The organism is Nocardia sp. 2TAF39 (assembly GCF_052114905.1).
Lineage (GTDB): Bacteria > Actinomycetota > Actinomycetes > Mycobacteriales > Mycobacteriaceae > Nocardia.
This window is the reverse complement of record NZ_JBFRFQ010000015.1, coordinates 218,527-234,075: the sequence shown is the minus strand read 5'-3', so window position 1 is coordinate 234,075 and position 15,549 is coordinate 218,527. Positions and strand designations below refer to the sequence as shown.

Below are 15,549 nucleotides of genomic sequence, written 5' to 3'. Positions count from 1 at the left end.
CGGATTGCCACCTACGTAACCACATCGGCCCGACTACAGCTTCCGAGCGCAGCGAGACCGAGCATTGCCGGACGCGAGCCATCAAGGGGCCGCGAACACGCCGCGCGAAGGCGCGGCCGAACAAACACTGATGGCACATGGGCGCGAACCCGGTAAGACTGGACGGCATGACTTCGCAAGCCATACGTGCCGACACCGCCGAAACGGTGGCCCAGACCGATGTCGCGGCCCGCGCTATCGAACTGACCAAGGTCTACGGTTCGGGAGATACCCAGGTCAGGGCATTGGACGGGGTGTCGGCCGAGTTCGCGAAGGGGGAGTTCACCGCGATCATGGGTCCGTCCGGGTCGGGTAAGTCGACCCTGATGCATTGCTTGGCCGGGCTCGACAGCGCCAGCTCCGGGGCCGTGCGTATCGGGGACACCGACCTGACCACCCTGTCCGACAAGCAGATGACGCGGCTGCGCAGGGACCGGATCGGGTTCGTTTTCCAGGCGTTCAACCTGGTCCCGACGCTCACGGCGCTGGAGAACATCACGCTGCCGCTGGACATCGCGGGGCGCTCGCCGGACCAGGACTGGCTGGACACCGTTGTGAAACGGCTCGGGCTGACCGATCGGCTCACGCACCGTCCCAGCGAATTGTCCGGCGGACAGCAGCAGCGGGTGGCGTGTGCGCGGGCACTTGCGGGCAAGCCGGAAATCATCTTCGGCGACGAGCCGACCGGCAACCTGGACTCGCGTGCCTCGGAAGAGGTGCTGACGATCCTCCGCGCCGCGGTGGACGAGTTCGGGCAGACGGTGGTCATCGTCACGCACGAGCCGCACGCGGCCGGGTTCGCCGATCGGGTGGTCTTCCTCGCCGACGGACGCATCGTGGACGAGATGCGCGATCCGACCGCGGACACCGTGCTCGACCGGATGAAGTCGTTGGAGCAGGCGTGATAGTGATGGCCGGTAGTCCGATGCGCAAGGTGGCGCTGCGCAATCTCGCCGCACACAAAGTCCGCCTGGCCCTGACCCTGCTGTCGGTGGTGCTCGGCACCGCCTTCATCGCCGGCTCGTTCGTGTTCACCGACACGCTGCAGCGCACCTTCGACGGGATCTTCGCCAACCAGGCCAAGGGTGTCGATGTCCGGGTGGGCCCGAAAGAGCGTCAGGCGCAAGGCATTCCGAACAATGTGGTGGACGAGCTCGCGAAGTACCCCGGCGTCCGCACGGTAGCGCCCAGTGTGAACGGCCCGGTGGTGCTGCTCGATCCCGCGGGCAAGAAGGCGGTGCAGACCGGCGGAGCGCCCAGCATCGGCCAGTCGTATCTGCCGCCGGAGAAGGCGGTCGCGGAGCCGGACAAGTTCGTGCAGGGTGTCCCGCCCGCCCGGCCCGGTGAGATCGCGCTGAACACCGGTGGGGCCGAGCGGGCCGGGCTGAAAATCGGTGATCGGACCAAGGTCCTGATCCCTTCGCTGCCCGACCCCATCGAGGTGACCCTGACCGGCATCTACGAAGTCCCTTCGGACACCGGCGGTTTCATCGCCATCTTGTTCGACGACGCGCAGGCGCGCAAGCTGTTCACCGACGGCCTGCATGTCGCCTATGTGGATCTGGCCGCATCCGGGATACCCGGTGACGAGTTGCGCGACAACCTGGCCGAGGCGCTGCCGAACTACAAGGTGCAGAACGGCGAACAGGTTCGCGCGGACCTGAAAAAGGAAGTCTCCAACGCGCTCAACTTCATCAACTACTTCCTGCTCGCGTTCGGCGCGATCGCGCTGATCGTCGGCACGTTCATCATCTACAACACGTTCTCGATGATCGTCGCGCAGCGATTGCGTGAGCTGGCGCTGTTGCGCGCGGTCGGTGCGAGCCGCCAGCAGGTCGGATGGTCGGTGGTGGCCGAGGCATTCGTCATCGGGCTGATCGGCAGTGCGATCGGTCTCGCGGGTGGCGTCGGATTGGCGTTCGGGTTGTCGGCGCTGCTGAACGTCTTCGACCTCGGTCTGCCGACCGGGTCGATGGCGGTGCTGCCGCGCACCATTCTGGTCGGCCTGCTCGTCGGTCTCGCGGTGACGATGGTCAGCGCCTACGCGCCCGCGCGCCGGGCGTCGAGGATCCCGCCCGTGCAGGCCATGCGCGAGGAGTTCGCATCCGCCGGTGAATCGCTGCGACTGCGCACCGCGATCGGTGCGGTGCTGGCCGTGCTCGGTGTCGGATTCGTCGTGGTGGGTGCGCAATCTGCCGGGGGCACCGCGGCCGCGACCGTCGGGGTCGGCGCGCTCGGCCTGATCTTCGCGGTGTTGCTTGCCGCGCCCGCACTATCGCGGCCGGTGGTGTCCGTGCTCGGTGCGCTGGTGCGACCGTTCGGGCCGATCGGCCGGATGGCGCGTAACAACGCGGCACGCAACCCTCGCCGCACCGCCGCAACGGCTTTCGCGCTCACCCTCGGGCTGATGCTCGTGTCGGCGATCGGCATGCTCGGCGCGTCGGCGAAGGCCAGCGTCGGCGTTCTGGTGGACAAGGGTGTGCGGGCCGACTACGTGCTGGCGGGTCCGCAGCTGCTCGGGGTACCGTTCGGCGCCGGCGACGCGGTCCGCACGTCGGTGCCCGGTGTGGCCGAGGTGGTCGGGGTGCGCGGCGTCGGGTTCAAGATCGATGACGAACAGGTCATGGGCACCTCGGCGGATGGACCGCTGGACCGGGTGCTGAGCTACGACATCGTGCGCGGCAGCAACACCGTCGGTGGCCACGACCTGCTGGTCTCGGAGGACGAGGCCGACGATCGTGGTTGGCAGGTCGGCAAGCAAGTCACCGTCACCGGCTTCGACGGCAAGAAGATTCCGGTGACCGTGGTCGGCGTGTATAAGAAGACACCGTTGCTCGGCCCGATGGTGGTGTCGAAGACCCTCTTCGAGGAACTGGTGCCGCTGAACTTCCGGACCAACTACCTGGTGCTGATCAAAGCGAAGCCGGGCGCGAACCTCGCCGAGATGCGCACCGACCTGGAGAAGGCGACCGAGCAGTACGTCGTGGTGCAGGTGCAGGACCGCGAAGAGTTCAAGGGCGCGCAGGGTCGGCAGATCAACACGCTACTGGCCATCCTCTACGGGCTGCTCGCGCTGGCGGTGGTGATCGCGATCCTCGGTATCGTGAACACGCTCGCGCTGTCGGTGGTCGAGCGGCGACGTGAGATCGGCATGCTGCGCGCCGTCGGCATGCAGCGCGCCCAAGTGCGCAGGACGATCTACCTGGAATCGATGCTGATCGCGGTTTTCGGCGCCGTCGTCGGCATGGTGCTGGGGCTCGGGCTGGGCGTGGGATTCCTGCGGACGCTGCGCGATCTGGGGCTCGACCAGATCGACATTCCGTGGGCGCAGCTGGTATTCGTCCTGATCAGCTCGGCGGTCGTCGGCGTGCTCGCCGCGCTCTGGCCCGCGGTTCGGGCGGCACGCACGCCACCGCTCGCGGCAATCGCCGACCTCTGAGAACCCGTGCGGCGCACATCAACTGTGCGCCGCGCGGGCTGACGTGGGTGTTCGCTCTGTCTGCGGAGACATGCACAGCAGCTCTCCCCGCCTGTTTCACATGCGACATAAATTGGGTGCCAAGAACACTTGGCACGTGGACGGGGCGTGTCGCGGATGTCTCATACAAACCGAAGCGGCCCATCCGTTCGGACCGGGGCCGCTGTTGGCGATGTCTGCGGGAGAACTCAGGCGGGGCGGTGGAATTCTCCGTCCGCGCCGCTTGTCGTGAATGAATCCCACTCGCCGGGGCTGAAGATCAACGCCGGGCCGGTCGGGTTCTGCCTGATCGCCGATCTGACCATGGGGCGGCGGCTGCCACCGGATATGTGACGCAGCCGCCCGCCCGCGGGCACCAGGGGACGGGCCGCACCGACCTCATCAAGATCCCTGCCCGGCTGGCATTCTCTGGGCGCCAACAGATCTGGCACCTGCCCGAAATCAGCCTGATGGATCCGGGCCCAGGCGACCATCAACGCAGATTCTGCCCGCCGAACCGTCGGCGAGCATCACCCATTCGGGATCGTTCCAGGCCGCCGCATGCTGTTCGTCCATCCGACAACGCATTTCACATCGGCGTGCGAGGCCGATGGCTACCTGACATGATTTGTCGTACCTGATCGAGGAGCTGTGCCGATGAAGCCATCCGACTTTCCCCGCGCCGAACGCTTCCATACACCGGGTCCGGTCATTGTCGAAGAAGGGGTAGCTCACCTGCGCAGTTACGCCGACCTTCAGCGGGCCATGCTGGACGACCAGAGCACCGAGTTCGCTCAGGACACGTCGTATTGGGCGCCTGCTGGGGAGCGGATTCACATTGCTTTCTATTTCATGTGGGCCACCGGGAAGTGGCAGGCCGACGGCTCGCCGGGTCGGCACGACGTCTTGCGCGGACTCGTCGAGCCGTACTTCCGGACGAGGGCGGTGGCGACATTACGGCCCGCGATGGAAAAGATCGCCAAGGCTCTCGTACGCGAGATCATCGAGAAGGGAACCGGCGAGTTCGATTTGGCCGATGAATTCGCCTATCGGATGTCTCTGCGAAACATCTGCGGGCTCGTCGGACTTCCTCTCGAACGAGAACAATGGATGCGCACGCAGCTGAGCGAATTCACCGAGCGAACCGCTTTCGATCAGGCCAAACGTGAGCCACAGGAGGTCGAAGACTACTTCTGGGCGATCATCCGGCATCGAGTGGCGCACCCTGAGGACGATCTTCTCGGACTGTTGGCCGCCGCCTGGCAAGCTGGGTCGATCACCGATCTCGAACTGCTCGGATACATCTGGGGCATGTTCTCCGCAGGCACCGATACCACCGGAACCAATCTCGTCAACGCGTTCGCGCTACTCGGCGAGTTCGGTCTCCTCGGGGACGCACGAGCAAAACTGGACGATGCAGACTGGTACCGGTGGGCCGGTGAGGAGATTCTGCGGTTCGGCACGCCGTTTCCCGCTGCGCCATTGTTCACGGTCACGGACGTCGTCGTCAACGACGGCGAACTCACATTGCCCGCAGGAACCCAGGTTCGGGCCTGGTTCAGCGCGGCCAACCGCGACAACGCGATCAACGGCGCCGATCCACATGCCGCGCCGCCGGACGTCTTCGATGTCACCCGACGACCGAACCGGCACCTCGCCTTAGGATCCGGCGGGCACCATTGCATCGGCGCACAACTGGCACGCGTCGAAACCCACATCGCCTTGCAGACGGCGCTTCGGTATCTACCCGACCTGGACTTCGACACCGGACAGCCGTTCACCCGTTACGCCGGACTCGTCGACGGCGTCACCGAGGCGCATTTCCGTTTCGATCAACGCAAGGCGGAACGGTTGCTCGGCGAACTCTGAACACACATCTGCCCAGCGCCGCGATCACGTCCTCGATCCACGTCTGCTCGGTTGAATGTTCCGCCAGTGCTCGGCAACGCCCATGACTATCTGATGGCCGATCTGACCAAGGGGCGGCCGCTGCCACCGGATGCGTGATGTGCAGCCGGTCGGTCCGTGGTCGGAGCGGGATCCATCACTGCTGTGCTACCCGGGGCAAGACCGGTACGAGCCGCTCCCAGCGGTCGATCTGACATCCGTCGGTCCGCGTGAAGGTGGTGTCGAGCGGCTGGCCCAACCAAGTACCGACGACATGGGCAGTGGCCGGTCCTCCGTCCAACTGGGTGCACGTAGCCGCCGGTGGCACTGGCGTGAAGGGGTTCTTTGCCGGCTCGCCGCTGTGCATCTGGGCGTGCATCTCGGCGGCCAGCTCATCCAGCCGGGCGCAGGCGGCGGAGGAATCGGGATGGGTGCCTCCGGTCGGGTGACACTTCAGCTCGTGCATCCCATCGAAGACTCCGCTGTGGTCCACCGTCACGGTGAGGCTGTCTTCGAATTCCGGCTGCGACGGGGCAGCGGAGGCAATGCCAGCGGCGAATAGCATAGAACCAGCAGCCACGGTCGATGCGAACGTGGCAACGACAGACCGCAACATGCGTACTCCAAAGTATTGAATATGCACAGACTCGTCATAAATTACCCGACACGGTCTCGCGGGATCGCTTGTTTGGAGACCTCGGCGCTGTAGACCTCGGACGTATGCGTCGAGATCTCGATCAGCGACCCCTGTGGCCGGCAACGGTATACGTCGCCCGCTCACTCAGGTTCGTGACGGCACGCCGCATCGACACGCCAGCAGTTGCACCCCCCGACGGCTTCAGGAGTTCGGCGCCGAGACAGCCCTGCATCCGGCGGCAAAGCTTTTGACTGCAGACACTGAAATGGCGGGAGAGATCCGAATCAGTTGTCGAACCACACCACAAGTCGGATGTTGTCCGCTCCGCATGATGGTTCGACGACTTCGCAGAGTCGGCAGATGGTCTGCCACCAAGGCTGGTTGAGGACGTGACGGCGGCGTGGACGAGCGTAGCGGTAGATATCGCCGTTGGGGCTGTTCCATTCCGCCCCTTCGACCCATGGTTTCCCGTCCGGTGTCCAATATCGGTAGACGCTCCCGTCGTGTTCCAGCCGAGGGAACTCGGGCAGGAAATCACCTCGGTAAAGGTATATCTCGGAGCCATCGGGCAATCGCTGGTAGACGAGCGGTCGTGAGGTCAGATGCTCGGCTTGTTCGTCGAGATCTATCGTCTTGATCTCGTCCCAGGTAATCCAGGTGACGCTGTGCGCGTCGAGCCCCTCCGACCGCAACGTGGTACGAAGACGCGGACTGGCGTTGTCCGGCTGTCCGCGATCAGCGGCCACCGGCCGGAATTCCAGCTCACTGCGTACACCGAACAGGCAACCGTACAGGGCGTAGTTCCGCGCGATGAGCGGCTCGAGGTCCACCAAGTATTCCCACCGACCGGATCGCCTGATTTCTATCACGCCGTGCATGTCACAGCCCATGCCACTCCTCCAGCACACCGGTCGCCGCGGTGCGTGTCGCGGCCGCGTCGGCAGCTACGTTCTCGATGTGGAAGACGATCCATCCCCGGTGCAACTCCGGCACATGTTCGCCGGGCGGGACCAACTTCGACGACCGGATCGGTGCAAGCACCCATCCCTTCCACGGCTCGCCGGGCCGGTCGGCATAGTGGAATACCGTCCAACTCCCCGCATGCGCGCGAATGTTGCCGGTGCGCTCGATCTGATCGCAGAGGTCGCCGAACCCGTCCTCGCCAGGCTTTCGTTCGACTACGGCACAGGTGCACAACAGACGAAACTGGTCGGCCAACCGTGCCGGATCAAAAGTGTCGGCAATGTCGAGGTCGAAGCCAGCGCCTTCCGGCGAACGGATCCACTCGTTTGCCATGGTTCGCGTGTTCTCCAATGAACCACGGGCCCACCAGGACTCATTGCCGCGCAGCGCGATGGTCTGCGGCATGGCGACGAATTCCGCTCGACCCGAGGACTTGTCGGTGAGGGTGCCTGCGGCGTAACGGTCGTGAGTGACGATGCAGTCGCATCGGGTCGACGTCCACGTGTCGTCGATGGCGGTGGCCGACACCTGCACCGCCTCGGCGCTGTCCAGGTGCTCCGCTAGATCCTCGTATGGCCAGAGCGGGCCCTTGCCCGGCGTCCGGAGCGTGGCCGGCCGTCGTTGTGAGTTGCGCGGCGGCGCGGGATCGGGGGCGGGCGAATTGGGTGCGGTGTCTTCTGGCATGACCGCGAGCACCGCTTTGCGCACCTCGGCAGCATTTTCGGCGAAGGAGTCGATCGTGCAGTGCACCCAACAGGGGTGCCTGTCCGGCACCGGCTCCTGTGGTGGAATCACCCCACCGGAACGGTAAGGCATGGCCACGCTGTCGTGGGACACCTGATCCGGCTCGGCAATCTTCAGTGTCACTTTCCAGCCACCGGCCACAACATCGAGACAGCCCCAGTCGTCGATGTACTCGTCGACATCGACGTACTCGTCAGGATCGTATGCGTACTCGTCGATTGCCGCATGGTCGGCCATTTCACGTAGGTACTTGGCCAGGTCCGGTGGGCTGAACACATTCACGATGTCGACCGGGAAAGCCACTCCTTGATAAGGGCGAATCCACCTGTTCTCCAGTGCAGGGCAGTTGGCTGGATCTCGCGATGCCCACCAGTCGAGATTGCCGCGGACCGCGATGGCGCGCGGCGTGTGGACGAATTCGGCGTGGCCTGTCACCCCGACGGTGATTGTTCCGACAGCGAACCTCTCGGCGGAGACAGTACATTCGCAGCGCACGGTGGCATCGGAAGCGGTCCGCACCCAGAGCCACAATCCGATCGCAGCGGCACTGCCAACCCGATCCGCAAGCAAGCTCAGCGGTCGGGCGACGAAGTTCGGTTCTCGCCATACTGGGTCGTGCAAGCCGGACATGATCTCGTATTCTCCAGGCAGGCATGCCCAACGTCCAGCGATGCCGGGTTTCCTTGTATGCCGCATGGTCACCGCCTGTCGGTAGCGCTGACGGCGCTGTTACGGCGACGGCGGGATCAGTCGCCGACTGCGGAGATCCGCTCGGAGCCGGGGCGGACACTGTACCTCCGCCGCTCGAACGGCATCACCTGTTGGCCATCTCTGCGGCCTGCCCACGCTGGCGGTCATGTCGGAATACGCACGGAAGATGTCGCTTCCGCCACTGACCACTCAACGACGCTCGGCTTAGTCTGCTTGTTCGACCTGCATTGGGCCACTCGACGAGTGAAGTAGAGGAAACCGCTAGCTACACCTACAATCAGTCCCGCATACCGCGACGGCCCTGGATGGGCTGCCAACGATGTAAGCCCGTCGGCTGCAGTTGAATCGGCAGGGCATTGCAGCACCCCCACAGCCACCTGAGCGGGCCAGCGGAGGTTCGTCGACAGGGTCCCCCTGGTTCGGATTGCGGATCTCGGCACCACCTGTGCGGCAGGGGATCTCGGACAGCAAGGATAGTGAACGATGTCGAACGTGGAACATTTCGGATCCCTGATCCGACCGGTCGGAATCGTCGGAACGGGGCTGCACATCCCGCCTCGCGTGATGACGAACAAGGAATTGATCGAGGGACTCGACACGACGGACGAATGGATCAGAGCGCGGACCGGAATCGCCGAACGTCGTTTCGCCAACCCGGAATCGGCGACCTCCGATCTGGCTGTCGAGGCAGCTCGGGACGCGCTCGACGCCGCTCGGATTCCGGCGACCGCGCTCGACGCCGTCATCGTCGCTACCTTCACGCCCGATCAACCGCTGCCCTCTACCGCGATCACCGTCAAGCAGGCACTGGGTGCCGCCAACGCGATGCCGCTCGATCTCACGCAAGCCGCGTGTGCCGGCGGAATCTACGCCTTGGTCGTGGCCGCTCACCTGATGCAGAACCCCGCGTTTTCCCATGTGATGGTCATCGGTGCCGATTGTGGATCCCGGGCCACGGATCCGGAAGATCGCACCACCCGCGTGTTCTTCGGCGACGCCGCGGGCGCGGTTGTCCTCGGGACCGCCCCTGACGGGTTCGGTCTGCTCGCCTGGGATACCGGTGACGAGCTCTCGTATGCGGTCGGCACCCCCGCCGGTGGATCCAGGCGGCCGTTCTCCGGGGCCGTGCTCGACGATCGCAGCCACTATCTGCAGATGGATGGGAAAGCCGCGTGGAATGCGGCGACCGGCCACCTCCCGCACAGCATCCGGGAAGTGGCCGCCCGCGCGGGCGTTCCGCTGGACGAGGTCCAGCACTTCCTGCTCCACCAGGCCAACGCCAACATCCTGGCCGACGTCATGAAGACGCTGGACATACTCCCGGACCGCGTTCCGATGAATATGGACCGGCTCGGGAACACCGCCTCTGCCAGTATTTTCACGGTGCTGCACGAACGTATGGCCGACTCCATCGAGCACGGCGACTACTTGATCCTGTCGGCGATCGGAGCGGGCTACATCTGGGGATCGCTGTGCTTCCGGCATCACACGGGCACACTCTGATGCTCGCGGTCGCTGCCCTGACAGCGGATGCCGACGACCCGCTGCATTGTCTGCACGTCGGTGAGTGGGCCGTGCCGGCTGTCGAAGACGACGACTGGACCACCGTCTCCGTGGTCGCGGCCGCGTTGAACCACCACGATCTGTGGACATTGCGCGGCGCGGGACCCGCGAAGCAGCGGCTGCCGATCGTGCTCGGCTCCGACGCGGCGGGCATCGACGAGGACGGCAACGAGGTGATCGTGTATCCGGTCATCGGTGATCCCGCCGCCGGCCATGGTGACGAGACGCTCGATCCCGATGGTTCGGTGCTGAGCGAGGTGTTCGACGGCACGCTCGCCGAGCGGCTCGTGGTGCCGCGACGCAACCTCGTCCCGAAACCGAAGTCCATGTCCTTCGAGCAGGCCGCGTGTCTGCCCAGCGCCTGGTTGACGGCATACCGGATGCTCTTCGAGCGGGTGTCGCTCACCCGCGGTGACATCGTTCTGGTGCAAGGTGCCGGCGGTGGGGTGTCCACCGCGCTCGTCGTGCTGGGTTCGGCGGCCGGATACCGGATGTGGGTCACCAGCCGCGCCGAACAGCGCCGCAGGGCGGCTGAGAAACTCGGTGCCGAGGCAGCTTTCGAATCGGGTGCCCGGCTCCCGCAGCGCGTCGACGCGGTGATGGAGACCGTCGGAGCGGCCACCTGGGCGCATTCGGTGCGCAGCGTCCGGGACGGCGGCCACATTGTGGTGAGCGGAGCGACGAGCGGCGCATTCCCCCCTGCGGAGTTGACGCACATCTACTACCGGCAGGTGAGCATCGTCGGTTCCACTCTCGGAACGCGCGATCAGTTATCCGAGCTCAGCCACTTCTGTACCGCACACGGGATAACGCCTGTCATCGATCATGTACTTCCGCTGGTTCGTGCCCGCGAAGGTTTGGAGGCGCTGGCCGCCGGTTCGGTTTTCGGCAAGATTGTGGTCACTCCTTGACCAGTTTTCGAGGGTGGCCACCCGTCGTCGCTGCCCTCCGATGGGGGACCTCGGCGCCGCGCGGGTCCGTCACGGTCGAACTCTCGATACCACAGCGCGAACACGTCGCGACCAGGTCAGCCCCGCAGTTGTGGGCCTGTGTACTGCTGGGCTCGCGTATTCAAGTGTCGCGAGTTCGTGATGAGTGCAGGCGGGTTGATCGCTGGTTGTTGTGGCTGTTCACCGTACCTGTCGCTTTTTCACGATATTTGTCACCACAGGCGGTAACCCCTGGTCGATAGCGCTGCGAGCTGGCTCGCCAGCGAGTCCAAGACTAGGTCGATACTGGCCTCTGATGGGGCCCGTATGGTCCGGCGGTAAGCCCAGGCCGGCGCTGGCCTTGCCTGATGACGAGTTTCGGGCCAACCCGCACCGAAGCACTGCACCCAGGCACCCGGATCGCGCTGGTGGCCTGGCTCGCCGAGCGCGCCGGCCTACCAGCGTCTCCGGTGACCGCGCGGACCGAGCCCCGTCGGCGGGCGACGACGTCAGGTCCCGGAAAAGCAGGTGATTCGCCCGCATGTGTGGTGGATCGTCTAGACTCGCATCCACAGCTACCGGTCCGGGATGATCTGTTCCCGATGCGGACGCGGCGTGTGAATTCGCGTCACCGCTTTCTCCTCTCTGTTTCGGATGAAACTCATACGGCAAGGAGCGGTACATGACTGCACAATCCACGACGATCAATGAGCCGACTCTGCAAGACAAGATCACATACCAGCTGTGCGAGTACGCGAATCTGGTCAACAGCATCAGCAAAGAAGACAGCGACCTGGAGGGGACGCTCTATCAGCAGATCCAGCAGTATCTCCACACCAACCAGGAGGTCATCGGAGGGTGGGAGATCGTATGGGGTCCCGGAGTCGCGCTGTTCGACACCGACTTGTACGCGGTCAACGCCCTGTACATGGTGCGAAGCACCGAGGATCGCTCCCGGTACGTGATCGCCATGGCCGGCAGCACCGACGCACTGGTGTTCGACTGGCTCGTCGAGGACTCCTTCATTCTCCAGACGCCGTGGTTCGCGAATAACGCCGCCTTGCACACGATCGGCACGGCCATCGGGGTGAAAACCCTCATAAGTCTCAAACCCTCCGGCCCCCGTCCCGGCGCCGGTCACACCTTGCCCGAGTTCCTGAGCACGCTCGGCGACAAGGCGATCGACCTGACCGTCACCGGTCACAGCCTCGGCGGTGCCTTGTCACCCACACTGGCCCTGTTCCTGCGCGACACCCAGTGGCTATGGGACAATTCCGAGAAAGCCAGGATCAGCGTGCTCTCGACCGCCGGACCGAGTTTCTGCAATCAGGAATTCGTCAACTACACCACCCAACGCCTGCAACGAGTGCAGCGCTACGCGAACGACCTCGACATCGTCCCGCACATGTGGAACCCGCCCGACATCGATAGCGCCAAGGCCCTCTACTCCAAGAACAACCAGCCTGCTCCCGACGGTATGAAGGCTATGTTCGACTTGCTCGAGACACAGGCGTCCGTGTCGGGCCACTATGCACACTTCGACCCCACCAGCGGCGTGTTCCAAGGCACGTTCAACAATGAGATAAATCAAACGCAAGGCTCGACGCCAGACGAATTGTACTTGCAACAGGTCGGGTACCAGCACATAGGCGGCTACCATGAGTTCTTCGAAATCAAAGGCGTCCAGTGGCCGCAGGGCGTCGTAGCCCTCCCGCCGGTCGGCGCCGACACCGTGATAGGCCGCATCCTCGCCTCGGCCGGTGTACCGCTCGGCGACGGTGCCGGGAAGGTACTGGCGAACCGTCGGCCGGTAACCGTCCCGATCAACGGACAGCCCGTGGAGCTGCCCACCGACCACGACAGCCCCGAAGCCAAGAAACTCGTGGACCGCGTCACCGCCGAGTTCGACCCCACCGCCGCATGAACTGATGCCCCGGGCCCCGCACTCGGTGGCACGCGAGCTTCAATCCGGTACAGCGCGAAAGCGCTCCAACGGCGCAGGACGTGGCGGTCGATTCCGGCGGGCAGCTCGGCGGCAACAGATCAGTCGACGAGGTCCAGCGTCGGTCTCGGGTCGTGGATCTGGCGGACGCTCAACCATGACCTCGAGGCACTGACTGCGATCGGACTTCTTCGTCACTTGGAAGACCTTCCGCTGTTTGTCGAAGGCATCGACAAGGACATCACTTCGGACATCGCCACCCGTGTCACGTTCGAAGCGTTGGCGAATTTCACCGACCACATGGTGGAGCGTTACCCGCAATTCTCCAGGCTCGGTCACCACACCGAAACGGCCCGATGCCAGGCATGGGATGTAGGCACTCGCGACTGGATGGTTAAACCCTTCCGACTGCCGATCGCCGCAGGAAGGCCTCTGCTGCTGGTGCCACGCGGATGGGTGCGCCCGAATCTGCTGATGTCGGCGAACCGCTATTACTAGACGACGGTGCTGGACTACATCCAGTTGGAGCGGTCCACACGTCGCCCGACGGCAAGGTGCTCAAGACGCCGAAGGACCGTCTTATGAAGGAACCGGGCATTGGTCGCGGGCGTCACACGAACCGCGCGATCACCCATCGGGCCCACGAGAACAACGAGGATCTCCTCGCGTCGTTCAAGCGGTTCGTTGATATGAAATGGGCCAATCCGGCGGCCGGCGACTCTCACGCCGCGTAACCGCGTACTGCCGAGCCACCATTTGGTGCGGGGCACCACACTTCGGCCCCTGAACCGAGTAGGTCCGGGGCCGAAGTCGGTGCGGGCGCGGTCGGCAATGTGCTCCGCCAGCTGCAGTGCGTGGATATCGCCGAGGTGAACGGCGATATTGTGCAGCTCGGCGGTGTGCTCCCTGGCAGCGTCGATTGCGGCCTGGTCGTGGTCGACACCGATCACTGCTCCTGTGGCGGTGACAGCTTCGGCAAGTGTGCCGAGATCGGTGCCGGGGCCGCAGCCGAGATCCACCACCGTCTGGCCAGTCGGACGTCGAGCTCATTGAGCATGCGACCCTTGTAGAAGCGGCCCAGATCGGTTGCGGCGAGACGGTCGAGGTAGACGAGCGAGTTGGGAGTGGCGGTCTCGAACACTGGTGAAGTCATGGCCGCCAATCAATCAAACAGCCCCAGGTCGGCGCGCCCTACTGGTGAGTTCGCCGGAGCGGCTGGGGGTTTACTGGTGAAATCGCATGGTCAGTTGGTGCTGGGGGTGATGAGCCGGTTCCCGGAGTTGACCGAATCGTTCACTCACGTCGCGGGGAGCAACGCGCGGGTGGCCGATCTCGGTGCTTCGGTCGCGGCGGTGCTGTGCTACGAGTGACGCGGTGCGTAACCTCGACCGGAGACCAGGAATGATCGTGGGTCCGGTCGAGGCGCCGGCATTGGTCGCCGCTGGTTCTTGCTGGCAGTCAGCCCTCGGCTGCTCGAGGTCCTAAGCTCCTGGGATTCGATCCGCTACCACGGATCAAGCGCGAGATTCCGTGTCTATTTACGGTATTCGCGGAATGTGGCACGCAGGTCGTCGACGATGAGGTCCGGTTCCTCCATCGCCGCGAAGTGACCACCTCGATCGAATTCCGTCCACCGCACGATGTTGTGGTTCCGCTCGGCGATGCGACGGACGGGGATGCCGAGGTCCTGCGGCAACACCGCCACAGCGACCGGCACATCGGTCTCCGGTTCGGGCCTCCCCCACGTCGCGGCGCCCTCGTAGTAGTAGCGCGCCGACGAGCCCGCGGTGCCGTTGAGCCAATAGATCATGACGTTGGTCAGCATCGCGTCACGATCGACGGCGTCCTCGGGCACGTCGGTCGAGTCGGTCCAGTCCTTGAATCGTTCGACGATCCACGCCAGCTGACCTACCGGGGAATCGGCGAGCGCGTAGGACAGCGTCTGTGGGCGAGTGGACTGCAACATCGCATACGCACCGAGTTCGTACTGTGCGCGCTGAGCCAGCTGCAGTGCTCGCTTCTCGGCAGGATTGTCGAAATCGGCCGTCTCGGGAGTGACGGTGGCCGAGGCGATCATCGTCACGTGCAGCGCCACGACGTGCTCGGGATCGATCACCGCCAGTTCACGCGAGATGGCCGCGCCGGTGTCTTCCCCGTGTGCGGCGTAGCGGTCATAGCCGAGCCGCTGCATAAGTTCGGCCCAGGCCCGCGCGGCCCGGCTCGTCGACCAGCCGACCGCGGGCCCGGACAATCCGAATCCGGGGATCGTCGGCACGACGACATCGAACGCGTCCTCGGCCCGGCCGCCGTGCGCGACCGGATCGGTCAGCGGACCGATCACGTCGAGGAACTCCACGATCGATCCCGGCCACCCGTGGGTGAGAATCAGCGGCATGGCGCCGGGCACCGCGGACCGGACATGGATGAAGTGCACATCGTGACCGTCGATCTCGGTGCGGAACTGGGGGAACGCGTTGAGTCGCGCCTCCTGCGCCCGCCAGTCGTAGGTGGTGCGCCAGTACCGCACCAGCTCCTGGGTGTAGTCGAGCGGAATGCCCTGCGCCCAGCCGACTCCGGTGACGCCGTCCGGCCAGCGGGTCTCCTCCAGTCGCCGATGCAGATCGTCGAGCTGGACTTGGGGGACGTTGATACGGAAGGGAGTGATATCTGCGCTCAT

Annotated in this window: 14 protein-coding genes; 8 read left to right on the top strand and 6 right to left on the bottom strand. The window is 64.7% G+C overall.

Annotated elements, in window-relative coordinates; translation table 11 throughout:
* The first annotated feature begins 167 nt into the window (after positions 1 to 167).
* The 3 genes from AB4Z47_RS12665 (at position 168) to AB4Z47_RS12655 (ending at position 5,365) form a co-directional block, all read left to right on the top strand.
* A complete protein-coding gene (locus AB4Z47_RS12665; protein WP_441950500.1) occupies positions 168 to 944 on the top strand; it encodes an ABC transporter ATP-binding protein in 777 nt (258 codons plus the stop codon).
* A 5-nt stretch (positions 945 to 949) separates the two neighbouring features.
* Positions 950 to 3,478, top strand: a complete 2,529-nt coding sequence (locus AB4Z47_RS12660; RefSeq protein WP_441950498.1) for an ABC transporter permease — start codon at positions 950 to 952, stop codon at positions 3,476 to 3,478.
* A 675-nt stretch (positions 3,479 to 4,153) separates the two neighbouring features.
* Complete coding sequence (locus tag AB4Z47_RS12655) at positions 4,154 to 5,365, top strand: cytochrome P450 (protein WP_441950497.1); 1,212 nt, start codon at positions 4,154 to 4,156, stop codon at positions 5,363 to 5,365.
* A gap of 175 nt (positions 5,366 to 5,540) precedes the next feature.
* Here AB4Z47_RS12655 and AB4Z47_RS12650 read toward each other — a convergent pair whose 3' ends face one another.
* The 3 genes from AB4Z47_RS12650 to AB4Z47_RS12640 all read right to left on the bottom strand — a co-directional run bounded on the left by AB4Z47_RS12650 (position 5,541) and on the right by AB4Z47_RS12640 (position 8,162).
* A complete protein-coding gene (locus tag AB4Z47_RS12650; protein ID WP_441950496.1) occupies positions 5,541 to 5,948 on the bottom strand; it encodes an SSI family serine proteinase inhibitor in 408 nt (135 codons plus the stop codon).
* A 356-nt stretch (positions 5,949 to 6,304) separates the two neighbouring features.
* On the bottom strand, positions 6,305 to 6,850 hold the full coding sequence (locus AB4Z47_RS12645; RefSeq protein ID WP_441950494.1) for a hypothetical protein: 546 nt from the start codon (positions 6,848 to 6,850) through the stop codon (positions 6,305 to 6,307).
* A 49-nt stretch (positions 6,851 to 6,899) separates the two neighbouring features.
* Positions 6,900 to 8,162: a hypothetical protein gene (locus AB4Z47_RS12640; protein ID WP_441950493.1), complete on the bottom strand. Its 1,263-nt coding sequence runs from the start codon at positions 8,160 to 8,162 to the stop codon at positions 6,900 to 6,902.
* 759 nt (positions 8,163 to 8,921) lie between these two features.
* Between AB4Z47_RS12640 and AB4Z47_RS12635 the strand changes: the two genes are divergently transcribed.
* The 4 genes from AB4Z47_RS12635 (at position 8,922) to AB4Z47_RS12620 (ending at position 13,370) form a co-directional block, all read left to right on the top strand.
* Complete coding sequence (locus AB4Z47_RS12635) at positions 8,922 to 9,941, top strand: 3-oxoacyl-ACP synthase III family protein (RefSeq protein ID WP_441950491.1); 1,020 nt, start codon at positions 8,922 to 8,924, stop codon at positions 9,939 to 9,941.
* Positions 9,941 to 10,912, top strand: a complete 972-nt coding sequence (locus AB4Z47_RS12630) for a zinc-binding dehydrogenase (RefSeq protein WP_441950489.1) — start codon at positions 9,941 to 9,943, stop codon at positions 10,910 to 10,912. Before AB4Z47_RS12635 ends, AB4Z47_RS12630 begins: the two co-directional genes overlap by 1 nt.
* Positions 10,913 to 11,612: 700 nt before the next feature.
* Positions 11,613 to 12,854: a lipase family protein gene (locus AB4Z47_RS12625; RefSeq protein WP_441950488.1), complete on the top strand. Its 1,242-nt coding sequence runs from the start codon at positions 11,613 to 11,615 to the stop codon at positions 12,852 to 12,854.
* 216 nt (positions 12,855 to 13,070) lie between these two features.
* Positions 13,071 to 13,370 carry a hypothetical protein gene (locus tag AB4Z47_RS12620; RefSeq protein WP_441950486.1) on the top strand — a complete coding sequence of 100 codons (300 nt, stop codon included), beginning with the start codon at positions 13,071 to 13,073 and terminating at the stop codon, positions 13,368 to 13,370.
* 14 nt (positions 13,371 to 13,384) lie between these two features.
* On the opposite strand, the gene AB4Z47_RS12615 is transcribed toward AB4Z47_RS12620, so the two are convergent.
* Positions 13,385 to 13,891 carry a methyltransferase domain-containing protein gene (locus AB4Z47_RS12615; protein WP_441950563.1) on the bottom strand — a complete coding sequence of 169 codons (507 nt, stop codon included), beginning with the start codon at positions 13,889 to 13,891 and terminating at the stop codon, positions 13,385 to 13,387.
* Positions 13,819 to 14,025 carry a hypothetical protein gene (locus AB4Z47_RS12610; RefSeq protein ID WP_441950484.1) on the bottom strand — a complete coding sequence of 69 codons (207 nt, stop codon included), beginning with the start codon at positions 14,023 to 14,025 and terminating at the stop codon, positions 13,819 to 13,821. Before AB4Z47_RS12610 ends, AB4Z47_RS12615 begins: the two co-directional genes overlap by 73 nt.
* A gap of 76 nt (positions 14,026 to 14,101) precedes the next feature.
* Between AB4Z47_RS12610 and AB4Z47_RS12605 the strand changes: the two genes are divergently transcribed.
* Positions 14,102 to 14,242, top strand: a complete 141-nt coding sequence (locus tag AB4Z47_RS12605; protein WP_441950483.1) for a hypothetical protein — start codon at positions 14,102 to 14,104, stop codon at positions 14,240 to 14,242.
* A 164-nt stretch (positions 14,243 to 14,406) separates the two neighbouring features.
* Here the strand turns inward: AB4Z47_RS12605 and AB4Z47_RS12600 are convergent, their stop codons facing one another.
* Positions 14,407 to 15,549, bottom strand: coding sequence for an epoxide hydrolase family protein (locus AB4Z47_RS12600; protein ID WP_441950482.1), 1,143 nt, complete (start codon positions 15,547 to 15,549; stop codon positions 14,407 to 14,409).

Excerpts from the sequence above, each read along its gene's own strand:
- AB4Z47_RS12625 (WP_441950488.1), top strand. The coding sequence starts at position 11,613 with ATGACTGCACAATCCACGACGATCAATGAGCCGACTCTGCAAGACAAG.
- AB4Z47_RS12660 (WP_441950498.1), top strand. The coding sequence starts at position 950 with ATGGCCGGTAGTCCGATGCGCAAGGTGGCGCTGCGCAATCTCGCCGCA.
- AB4Z47_RS12665 (WP_441950500.1), top strand. The coding sequence starts at position 168 with ATGACTTCGCAAGCCATACGTGCCGACACCGCCGAAACGGTGGCCCAG.
- AB4Z47_RS12630 (WP_441950489.1), top strand. The coding sequence starts at position 9,941 with ATGCTCGCGGTCGCTGCCCTGACAGCGGATGCCGACGACCCGCTGCAT.
- AB4Z47_RS12635 (WP_441950491.1), top strand. The coding sequence starts at position 8,922 with ATGTCGAACGTGGAACATTTCGGATCCCTGATCCGACCGGTCGGAATC.
- AB4Z47_RS12610 (WP_441950484.1), bottom strand. The coding sequence starts at position 14,025 with ATGACTTCACCAGTGTTCGAGACCGCCACTCCCAACTCGCTCGTCTAC.
- AB4Z47_RS12600 (WP_441950482.1), bottom strand. The coding sequence starts at position 15,549 with ATGAGCGCAGATATCACTCCCTTCCGTATCAACGTCCCCCAAGTCCAG.
- AB4Z47_RS12650 (WP_441950496.1), bottom strand. The coding sequence starts at position 5,948 with ATGCTATTCGCCGCTGGCATTGCCTCCGCTGCCCCGTCGCAGCCGGAA.
- AB4Z47_RS12655 (WP_441950497.1), top strand. The coding sequence starts at position 4,154 with ATGAAGCCATCCGACTTTCCCCGCGCCGAACGCTTCCATACACCGGGT.